Origin of the sequence: Sporolactobacillus vineae DSM 21990 = SL153 (assembly GCF_000377985.1) — a bacterium.
GTDB lineage: Bacteria > Bacillota > Bacilli > Bacillales > Sporolactobacillaceae > Sporolactobacillus > Sporolactobacillus vineae.
In genome coordinates this window covers 115,366-125,357 of sequence record NZ_KB899047.1, presented here as the reverse complement: position 1 = coordinate 125,357, position 9,992 = coordinate 115,366, and the positions used below count along the sequence as shown (strand labels likewise).

Genomic DNA, 9,992 nt, shown 5'->3' with positions numbered 1-9,992 from the left:
TTCTTCAGCGTCGTCAGCCGTTTCGCCGAAGTGGTTGCGCCGGTCCGCACATTCAGGTTGTCCGTCGTCGTCCCCTTGTATTGGACGGTAACCGACGCTTTTGCTGAAAGACGCGGTGTGCTTCCTGACTGAACATACTTTTCGGATACATAGGCTGATCCGCCTTTATAACTGATCTGGAGCCAGCCATCGGCAGTTTTGCCGGTCACCGTCACCGCCGAACCTTTTTTTAAGGTGGTCAGAACGGTCCCGCTTATGCCTGGAAGGAAACGAACATTCAGATTGTCTGTTGTGAACACCTGATAGTGCTGAATACTTTGAACCGATTGGGTCGGTTTTTTATTTGCTGCCGGCTGCTGTTTTTGAGTCACATAGGTACCATCAACATAAGCCGTTTTGTTTTGATATGTAATTTGAAGCCAGTTGCCCTTTTCACTTTTACCTGCAACGCCTGTTACTTTGAAAGTATCTCCCGGTGAAAACCGGCCGATCTTCGGTTGCCGGGTGCTTGGCGTACTTCGGACATTCAATAGAGTTGTTGCCTGCCCGATATAGGTTTTAAATTCATCTGCATGTGCGACACCAGGCATTGCTGCGGCTGCAGCAGCTACTGCCGCGGCCGCGGCCGCGAAAGTCCCGATGGCTGTGAGGCTTCGTGTGGGGATCAATGGGCTGCACCTCCGGAAATATCCTATTGCAAACAGTCACAATCTGCGTACAGCGACGATTATGCCGTCCCGAAAGGCCGTTCTGAGATACAGAAGATGCAGCAAAAGAAAGAAAAGATTACAGAAGAAGTCGGAAGGAGATAAAAAAGGTATATTATTCCGTGTAACAAATAGACTCATCTGTACGTTTGCTGTTCAAAGTTCATCAGACAAATACGGGAGCCCGGCCATCATCGACAAACATGCCTTTAGACCCGAGGCTTTGCGTCACTGCGTTTCCGCAGGTTTGCTCTTTAAATAAGACTATCTACCTGTTTACAAAATTAAATATACCGCATATTTCCAAAAATCGCAAGCAATCTCAGTCATTCATCCCCATGACCGATGCACTTATTTCCCGAAGCCATGTTTACTTTTCTACGCTATGATAGGTGATCGCCTGCCTCCCGAATTGTTCCCATGCAGTAACAAATGCCGATTTCACAGCAATACGCGTACCTCCTGAGCGTGACAGCGGATCATTAAACCGGACATGATTTTTGTCGTACCCTGTCAAAAGTACGGAATGTTCCTGGAATGAGACTTTCATATCACCTTGCCGTGTATGCCAGTTGACCCATTGCGAATCCGCAACCGGAACAAAATTGATACTTGTAATCACCCAGACAGGATGTCCTTCCGCTAGCTGTTCCTCAACCTTGTTCCAGGAACTTCCGGTAAAATCAACCACTCGATTTCCAAGATATTTTCCGGCCAGATCAGCCACCGGTCCATGATATACGGCCAGGCCGGGATGCGCTTTATCCCCGTTATACATATTACCGACAAAACCTTCATTCGGATTCCCATTAAATTTTCCCGAAGAAAAGGGGACCTTTTCCATCTGTGCCGCCAATGTCATTTTGTCTGCCGGAATCCCGGCAGAACGAAGAAGCATGGTCAGGCTTGTCACCTCGCAGCCATTTGGAAGTTCGGGACGCTGACTGACAAAAGGGGCGGAGACCTCAGCCTCTTCGGGAATATTCTCCTGATCTTGCCGAAGTATCTGCCTGGATTCTCTGATCTTCGTCAACAGCCGGGAAGAAGGCATCTCCGTCCCGGTGGCCGATTTCCTGACTATTTCCGTTTTCTTTGCCGCATCCTTGTCTGTTCTTTCCGCGATCCCCTGATCCTTCATCACTGTATGCGTCAGTAAAAGAACGCAGAGCAGCATGATCAGACACATGATCCCCGCAACAGCAGCCTTTGATGACATTTGATTAATCCCTTCATGAAGTGTATGACTATGGTCCGGTCAACCCGGAATACGTGAAGAGCCATAGTTTATTCCAGACTGCAAAATATGATCGTTATTTTTTATTATTCCCCTCTGTTTCCTTCCTTGATCTTTCCGCGAACCGCAGCAAGTGGTAGAGGGTATCAATGGTTGTAACGGGAACATGATAGTTCCCTGCAGTCTGAACGACAAAACCGAGAATCGCTTCCAGTTCCATTTTCCTGCCATTTTCAAAATCCTGAAGCATCGATGTCTTATGATTCTGTACCTGTGGATCAGGTAAAAGGACGTTATCTACATAGCTGCTGCGAATCTGAATGCCGACAGCCCGTGCAGTAGCAAGAAACTCCTGTTTGACCTGATTGAAAAGATCGTTGAGATCCGGATCCTCAAGTGCTTCGCCGACCCTGGTGCCCGTCAGTGCGGTCAGCGGATTATAAATAATATTCCACAATAATTTTTCCCATTTGATTTGACGGATATTTTCCGAAACCGTCGCCTTAATCCCGGAAGCTGAGAAGGCCTTAATCAGAGGGACAAGCCGATCCGCATTTTTGCCCTTCTTCCATTCACCGATGACCAGCGTTCCTTCACCCACATGATTGACCACTCCGGGCGCCTCCCGGATGACCGAAATGAACGCCGATCCGCCGACAATATGCTCCGGGCCAAATGTTTCCGCAAGCTTTTCTTCATTACCGATGCCGTTCAGAAGGCAAATAATCTCGGTCTGGGGGCCGGACAGCTTTTTGATCTCTTCAATGGAAGGCTGCAAGGCCGTGGATTTCACTGCCAGCAGGATGATGTCGAAAGTCTCGTCCCCCGTTAGTTTTCCGGCATCGAGTACTTCCACCTGAAGTGAAAAATCACCTTTAATGCTTTTCACTTCCAGTGGATGGCTGCGCAGCCGTTCGAGAGTTTTCCCTCTTGCGATAAAAGTGACATCCAATTTGTTTTTCGCCAGAAGGCCGCCGAAGAAGCCGCCGATTGCTCCAACTCCGAGAATCGCTATTTTCAATGCCGAATGCCCCTTTGTTCAGGCGACAGCGCCTGTTAGTATTTATTACATAACAGTTTTATTCTATCATTTTTTCTTTAAAAAACGGCCAGGTCCGGATTGTCTTTCTAAAAATATGCGCTTGGCCGCAACCTTGCAGGCCGGCGTTGTTTGGAACGGCCTGTATACAGGATTATAATAAGCTAAGTAACCAATCAGAATGAAATCGGGTGACGGCAAATGGATGAAATCATTATCTATTGCGATGGCGGCTGCCGCGGCAATCAGGAAAATCATAATGTCGGCGGGTGGGGCGTTGTCCTTCAGTTCCGCGGGAAGTCAAAAGAACTTTATGGAAACGCCAGAAATACAACAAATAATGTCATGGAACTCACTGCGGCCATTAGCGCACTGGAATCGCTGAAGACAACGGATATTCCGGTTTCCTTTTATATTGACAGTGCTTATGTCGTCAATGGTATGAACGGCTGGATCAATGGGTGGATTCGAAACGGCTGGAAAACTGCCTCCGGAAAGCAGGTCAAGAACAAGGAATTATGGTTCCGACTGAATCAATTGGCGGCAAAACAAAATAACATCACGTTTCATAAGGTTAAAGGCCACAACGGCGTCGCTCTGAATGAACGTGCCGATGCTCTGGCAAACAGAGCAATGGATGAGATCAGTTAACTGCCGAACATCTGCAGTCGAAAACAGCAGCCGGAGAAGGAGAAGCAGTGATGTATCCTGCCTCTCCTTCTCCGGCATAAATGAATCGCTAACCCAAGATTTAATCTATTTTCTCAGGAATCATAATGGAATAATGCCAAAGATCAATGCGGCTGCGATCATGACGCCGGCTGTACCGCAGGCCCATTTCAGGAAAAAGCGCTGCAATTCTCCAAGTTCGGCGCCGACCATTCCGACCAGCAGATAGGTGGAAGGAACCAGCGGGCTGAAAAGATGAACCGGCAGTCCGAGTAACGAAGCGCGACCGATCAGCGCCGGATCAACGCCATAGGAGGCGGCCGTCCTGGCGATCAGCGGCACAATGCCGAAATAAAAGGCATCGTTAGACATCACGAAAGTAAACGGAGCACTGATCAGGGCCGTGATCACTGCCCAGTGCGGACCGAGTGAAGCAGGAATATGGCTGATGAGAACCGACGCCATGGCGTCGACCATTTTGGTCCCGGTAAAAATTCCGGTGAAAATTCCCGCGGCAAAGATCATTGAAACGACGGACAATGCATTGCCCGCGTAAGCCTGGACACGCTCTTTCTGATCCTTAAGATTCGGATAATTAATCATTGCGGCAAGAGCGAATCCAATCATGAAGAGCACCGGCACCGGAATCCATTCCTTGATCAGGAAAATCAGGAGCAGGACGGTCAGCACACCATTAATCCAGACCAGCCGGGGACGTTTGAATGTGTCTGCCGCTCTGGCCGCAGCGTGTTCGTCAGGTGTTTTACCGTCAATTTTAAGCACACCGAGTCGTTTCCGCTCTTTCCTTCCCATGAAAAAAGCAATCAGCATCACAAAAAGCAGGCCGGCGATCATCGTCGGGATCACCGGAACAAACACACTGCCCGTCGTCTGATTCAGCGAAGCGAGCACGCGTGCGGTCGGACCGCCCCACGGCAGAAGATTCATCACACCAGATGCGGAAATGGCAATCCCGGCAAGAACGATCGGCCGCATGCCAATCCGTTTGTACAGAGGGAGCATCGCTGAAATGGTGATCATATAGGTTGTTGTTCCATCGCCATCGAGAGAAACAACAGCTGCCAGAATCGCTGTCCCAAGAGCAATCTTCAGCGGGTCACCCTTCACAATGCGCAGGATCAGGGCGATCAGCGGATCAAAGAGTCCCGCATCAATCATGATTCCGAAATACAGGATGGCGAATAGAATCATAATACCGGTTGGCGCAACACCTGCCAGGCCTTTCAGCATCATGTCGCCGATTGTGCTGGAAAATCCGCCGATAACGGCGAACACAACCGGTACCAGCATCAGTGCAATCAGCGCCGACAGCCGTTTGGACATGATCAGATACATGAAAACAATAATCGTCAAAAAGCCGAGAACAGCCAGCATAAGTCGATCATCCCCTCACTTTTTTCTTCGATAGTCGCCGCAGATCCCGAACATTCGGATGGGTACGTCCCATACAGCTATCCTATCGATGCAGGGTGTGATCTATGCCACTAATGTATCCGCTTACAATACTGTGCACCTATCTTTTTCTCTGTAAAGTAAATTATTCAAACGTTTGTTTCAAAAAATGATAGAGTCCGTTTTCAGCATGCGAGTATCTCGTTACCTCGTCTGCCTGTTGTTTGATGGCATCCGGTGCATTTTGCATGGCCACGGAATGGCCGGCGATCCGGAACATGGGCAGATCATTCTCTCCATCGCCAAATACAACAGCTTTTTCTGGAGAAAGATGAAAATGGTTCAATAAAATTCGGATTCCGGTCGCTTTGGACACGCCTTTCCCGCTTGCTTCCACATTGCTGTGCGAAGAAGAAAAGCAGTCAAAAGGAATTTTTGTGCGAAGCTGATTAAGGCGTTCCTTCCAGTTTTCAATCTTTTCGGGGATGCTGCTGAAAAAATAAATTTTATTGACATCGGCCAGTTCTTCACGGCTCATGGTTTCCTTCCAGACTAAGTCTCCGGCGATGGCTTGCTTGCGTGACAGCCACTCATTTTTTGATACCGATTCCGGTCGCTGTCCGCTAATCTGCTCAACAAAGTACGGTTTGTCACGCAGTAAGGCAAAACTGTCCTCAGAAGTATCCATCTGATAGTAGATCTTATGGCTTCTTGCATGATGCAGCAGTTCGAGGACCAGCTTCTCAGGCAGAGCATTTCGATAAATCATCCGGCCGCCCGCGTAAACAGCCATTCCGTTTGTCGTCACGATACCTTCAGCAGGAAAATCCGCCGGTAAGATATTCGATATTCTTCCCAGCGTCCGGCCGGTGACGACAAACACATGAACACCTCTTGCCCGCAGCTTTTTCAAATAATTATTCAGCTCTTCCGGCACCGTATTTTCAGGTGTCAGCGTCGTTCCATCAAGATCCATCATCACTGTCTGGTACATATTATGTCCCACCTTCACTGTTAACGTCCCGCAATAAGGTCATTTTAACATAAAATGACAGCGCTTAAAAAGCATTTAAAATTAAGGTTTTGTTAAAATGAGACGATTTCTTATCGATTCAGCGTGTCCTCTGGATCCCGGCGCCCCTCGGGCTGGATTCGGAGCGGTATTTCCCTGTTTCGGCGCGCGCTTTGAATTCCTGCACGCACTTCAAACCAAAGAAAAAATGCCGGCAGTTCGCCGGCATCCCCAAAAATGATTGGATTATCGGGCAGCCTGTAAAGATTCTTCAAGGCTCTCCGTAAGTATTTGCATCGCATCATCAATCTGCGCTTCTGTGACAATCAGCGGCGGGATGAACCGGATGCAGTTGTTATCAACGCCGCAATACAGGAGGATCAGACCTTTTTCGAGCGCCCTCTTTCTGATCTCTGTGACCAGGGCGGCATCAGGTTTCCCGTTGTGATCGACAAACTCCGCGCCGATCATCAGACCGAGTCCCCGGATTTCCAGAATTTCCTGATGATTCGCCGTGAGGGCATCAAGTTTCTGCCTGAAGTAGCGTCCCATTTCGGCAGCATGGTCGACGAGACCGCCTTCCAGTAATTCGAAGACAGCCACACCGGCCGCACAGGCAACCGGATTACCGCCGAACGTGCCGCCATGTGTTCCGGCCGGCCACTTGTCCATCAGATCCCGCCGGGCCACAACGGCACTCAGCGGAAACCCGTTGGCAATCGCTTTGGCAAGCGACATAATGTCCGGTTTCACATCGAAGTGCTCGTAGGCAAAAATTTTCCCGGTTCTGCCGAAGCCGGTCTGGACTTCATCGAATATAAGCAGAATGCCATGCTCATCGCAAATCTTTCGAAGTGCCTGCAGGAAAGATTTCGGCGGCACAATATAACCGCCTTCCCCCTGGACCGGTTCAAGAATCATGCAGGCAACCTGCTCCGGTTCGATCAGATCACGGAAAATCTCACGAATGGAACCCAGACAGCGGGCGACTTCCTGATCTTCTGTCAGTCCGGTTCGTGCCGCATAGGGGTAATCGGCGTAGTAAACACTCGGAAGCAGGCCTTCATAATGTCTCCTGAATTTTGAACTGGATGCAGTCAGCGTTGCCGTTGCCAGTGTCCGGCCGTGGAAACTGCGTTTGAACGTGATGATTCCCGGTCGGCCGGTGACTTGTTTGGCCAACTTGATCGCACCCTCATTGGCTTCTGCCCCACTATTGGAAAAGTAGATCTTGTAATCGTGTCCGACATGCCCCAGAATCTTTTCGGCCAGATCAATATAGGACTGGTAGTAAACGACATTATGACCGCCGTGAACCAGTTTATCCATCTGCGCCCTGGCTTTTTTCAGGACATAAGGATGATTGTGGCCACAATTGACCACGGCAACACCACTGGCAAAGTCCAGATATTTTTTGCCGTTTTCGTCCCAGACATAAGCGCCTTCACCTTTGACAATCCCCAGATGTGTCGCCCGGTTCGCAACCGGCGGAAACAGATCCAGCGATTTTTCATACATACTCTTTTCAGTCATGCGCCACCCGACCTCTTTTTAGAAATGCAAACCGTAACTCTCTCCGCGACCTTACAGACTCCGCTTCATATCCCCTGTTGAAGAATTAGAGCGACCGTGTTGCTATCGTGCCATTTGAACCAGGCTGTATGAAAGAAACTTCGTCTTTGATCAGACTGAATATAATTAGAGTATCTTCTCGAGAAAGTTCTTTGCGCGATCGGTTTCCGGAGAAGCGAAGAAGTCCGAAGGCGACGCCGATTCGAGAATCTGCCCATCATCCATGAAAACCACTTTATTCGCGACGCTTTTTGCAAAACCCATCTCATGGGTCACGATAATCATCGTCATTCCGGTTTCCGCCAGGGACTGAATGACATCCAGCACTTCTTTGACCATTTCCGGGTCAAGGGCGGACGTCGGTTCATCGAACAGCATATAATCCGGTTCCATGGCCAGAGAACGGGCAATAGCAACACGTTGCTGCTGCCCGCCGGAGAGCCGGCTCGGATACTGGTCTTCTTTTTCCGACAGGCCTACTTTTTCCAGCAGATTTCGGGCGCGCGCAACCGCCTGATCCTTGGAAAGTCCCTTGACCTTCATCGGTGCATAGATCAGGTTATCCAGAACCGTCTTATGCGGAAAAAGATAAAAGTGCTGAAACACCATCCCGACTTTCTCACGGACTTTAACAACCTGCTTCGGTTTTAATTTCGTCAGGTCCTGATCATCAATCTCCACCCGTCCCTTTGTCGGCACTTCGAGGAGATTGATGCAGCGCAGAAAAGTCGATTTTCCGGATCCTGACGGCCCGATGATGACGACGACTTCGCCTTTCTTTACTTCAAGAGAAACGTCCTTCAGAACATGGTTGCTTCCGAAGTTTTTATAGATATGTTCGGCTTTAATCACTGCGGCGCATCCTCCTTTCTATCCGTCCGCCGACAAATGTAAGAATTAGAACAATGATATAGTACATGACGAAGGAAACCAGCATCGGCGGAAAATAGAGGTAGTAGTTTGCCGCAACAATCTGTGACCGCCGCATCATATCCGTGACGGAAATCGTCGACACAATGGCCGAATCCTTGGTCAGCGTGATAAATTCATTCATCATCGCCGGCAGGATGTTCTTGATCGCCTGCGGCAGAATGATGTCCTTCATGGCCGGCCAGTAAGACACGCCCAGAGCCTTGGCCGCTTCGAACTGCCCCTTATCCACCGCATTGATTCCGGAACGGATGATTTCCGACATATATGCTGCTGAATTCAGTCCGAACGTTAGTATCGCACAGGCAAGCGGGCTGACATCGCCCATTTTGAACAACTGCGGGATCCCGAAGTAGGCAATCGCCAGCTGGAGGATCAGCGGCGTCCCGCGGAAAATCGACGTATAGGCTCTGGCTAATCCGCTGAGCACCCGGACCCGGCCGATTTTGCACAGGGATAATAAAATCCCGCCGACAAAACCAATCAGCGATGCACCCAGAGCGATACCCAGCGACACCCAGACACCATTAATAATATACGGAATTGAAGGAGCAATAGTCTTGAATCCTTCAAAAAGCTGTATTAGAAAATCCACGCTTCAATTCCTCCCTGCAACAGCATAAAACTTATTTTTGATCCTTAATCCACTTAGTGACGAGTTTATCGACTTCGCCATTCTTCTGCAGTGTAGCCAGCGCTTTGTTGAACTGGGCCTTCAGTTTGCTGCCCTTAGGGAATGCAGCACTGATCGGGTCGGCCTGCGGTTTGCCGTTCAGTAAGGCCCTAAATTGTTCCAGACTTTTGTCTTTGTTCGTATACCCGTAAGCAACGGAACCTACCGTAATGATTGCGTCAAGCTTGCCGGCGCGCATCGCTTCAGCCATTTCGTTCAGCTTGTCCCATCTTTGCAGTTTCATCGGAATCGTTTTGTTCAGCTTGACGGCCAGTGCCTCCTGAGTCGTACCGAGCTGGACGCCGACTTTTTTCCCTTTGAGATCATTGACCGATTTAATATTGGCACTCTTTTTGGTCAGAACCACCTGATACTCATTGTAGTACGTCTTTGAAAAATCAACCTGCTTCTCTCTTTCCGGCGTATCGACCATGCCGGCCATAACAAAATCAAGTTTATTGCTGTTCAGTGCGGCAATCAGACCGTTGAAGTCCTGATTCTGGATCTTGAGTTTATAACCCATCTGCTTGGCCACTGCTTTGGCCAGATCGATATCAAACCCGATGTAATTATTTCCATTAGTGGCATCCACTGATTCAAACGGCGGATAATCGGCACTTGTCCCCAGAACAATGGTTTTCTGAGAGCTTCCGCTTCCCGAGCCGCTGCTACAAGCCGTCAATACGACAAGAAGTAACGCAATCATCAATAAACCTGCTTTTTTTAACATCATTTTTCGCCTC

10 protein-coding genes and 1 riboswitch are annotated in these 9,992 nt (G+C 49.1%); of the genes, 1 reads left to right on the top strand and 9 read right to left on the bottom strand.

The features are described from left to right. The 3 genes from D889_RS0109635 to D889_RS0109625 form a co-directional block, all read right to left on the bottom strand. On the bottom strand, positions 1 to 668 hold a 668-nt coding region (locus D889_RS0109635; protein ID WP_018962307.1), incomplete at its 3' end, for an SH3 domain-containing protein. A 214-nt stretch (positions 669 to 882) separates the two neighbouring features. Then, a riboswitch (cyclic di-GMP riboswitch) is annotated at positions 883 to 969 on the bottom strand. Between the two features lie 108 nt (positions 970 to 1,077). Then, positions 1,078 to 1,923 carry a C39 family peptidase gene (locus tag D889_RS0109630; protein WP_010631857.1) on the bottom strand — a complete coding sequence of 282 codons (846 nt, stop codon included), beginning with the start codon at positions 1,921 to 1,923 and terminating at the stop codon, positions 1,078 to 1,080. A gap of 94 nt (positions 1,924 to 2,017) precedes the next feature. Next, complete coding sequence (locus D889_RS0109625) at positions 2,018 to 2,962, bottom strand: ketopantoate reductase family protein (RefSeq protein WP_010631856.1); 945 nt, start codon at positions 2,960 to 2,962, stop codon at positions 2,018 to 2,020. A gap of 219 nt (positions 2,963 to 3,181) precedes the next feature. Between D889_RS0109625 and rnhA the strand changes: the two genes are divergently transcribed. After that, a complete protein-coding gene (gene rnhA / locus D889_RS0109620) occupies positions 3,182 to 3,631 on the top strand; it encodes a ribonuclease HI (RefSeq protein WP_010631855.1) in 450 nt (149 codons plus the stop codon). 120 nt (positions 3,632 to 3,751) lie between these two features. Here rnhA and D889_RS0109615 read toward each other — a convergent pair whose 3' ends face one another. From D889_RS0109615 to D889_RS0109590, 6 genes are all read right to left on the bottom strand, one after another. After that, positions 3,752 to 5,044 (bottom strand): CitMHS family transporter, encoded by a 1,293-nt coding sequence (locus D889_RS0109615; RefSeq protein WP_010631854.1) that lies wholly within the window; start codon positions 5,042 to 5,044, stop codon positions 3,752 to 3,754. 163 nt (positions 5,045 to 5,207) lie between these two features. Beyond that, the gene (locus D889_RS0109610; protein ID WP_010631853.1) at positions 5,208 to 6,056 is read right to left on the bottom strand and encodes a Cof-type HAD-IIB family hydrolase; all 849 of its coding nucleotides are present in this window, start codon (positions 6,054 to 6,056) and stop codon (positions 5,208 to 5,210) included. A 264-nt stretch (positions 6,057 to 6,320) separates the two neighbouring features. After that, entirely contained in the window at positions 6,321 to 7,607 is a 1,287-nt protein-coding gene (locus tag D889_RS0109605; RefSeq protein ID WP_010631852.1) for an aspartate aminotransferase family protein, read from the bottom strand. A gap of 165 nt (positions 7,608 to 7,772) precedes the next feature. Next, positions 7,773 to 8,498 carry an amino acid ABC transporter ATP-binding protein gene (locus D889_RS0109600; protein ID WP_010631851.1) on the bottom strand — a complete coding sequence of 242 codons (726 nt, stop codon included), beginning with the start codon at positions 8,496 to 8,498 and terminating at the stop codon, positions 7,773 to 7,775. After that, positions 8,491 to 9,171, bottom strand: coding sequence for an amino acid ABC transporter permease (locus tag D889_RS0109595; protein ID WP_010631850.1), 681 nt, complete (start codon positions 9,169 to 9,171; stop codon positions 8,491 to 8,493). Before D889_RS0109595 ends, D889_RS0109600 begins: the two co-directional genes overlap by 8 nt. Before the next feature lie 31 nt (positions 9,172 to 9,202). Continuing rightward, complete coding sequence (locus D889_RS0109590; protein ID WP_238537644.1) at positions 9,203 to 9,955, bottom strand: transporter substrate-binding domain-containing protein; 753 nt, start codon at positions 9,953 to 9,955, stop codon at positions 9,203 to 9,205. Between the last annotated feature and the right edge of the window lie 37 nt (positions 9,956 to 9,992).

Excerpts from the sequence above, each read along its gene's own strand:
- D889_RS0109610 (WP_010631853.1), bottom strand. The coding sequence starts at position 6,056 with ATGTACCAGACAGTGATGATGGATCTTGATGGAACGACGCTGACACCT.
- D889_RS0109590 (WP_238537644.1), bottom strand. The coding sequence starts at position 9,955 with ATGATTGCGTTACTTCTTGTCGTATTGACGGCTTGTAGCAGCGGCTCG.
- D889_RS0109605 (WP_010631852.1), bottom strand. The coding sequence starts at position 7,607 with ATGACTGAAAAGAGTATGTATGAAAAATCGCTGGATCTGTTTCCGCCG.
- D889_RS0109630 (WP_010631857.1), bottom strand. The coding sequence starts at position 1,923 with ATGTCATCAAAGGCTGCTGTTGCGGGGATCATGTGTCTGATCATGCTG.
- rnhA (WP_010631855.1), top strand. The coding sequence starts at position 3,182 with ATGGATGAAATCATTATCTATTGCGATGGCGGCTGCCGCGGCAATCAG.
- D889_RS0109615 (WP_010631854.1), bottom strand. The coding sequence starts at position 5,044 with ATGCTGGCTGTTCTCGGCTTTTTGACGATTATTGTTTTCATGTATCTG.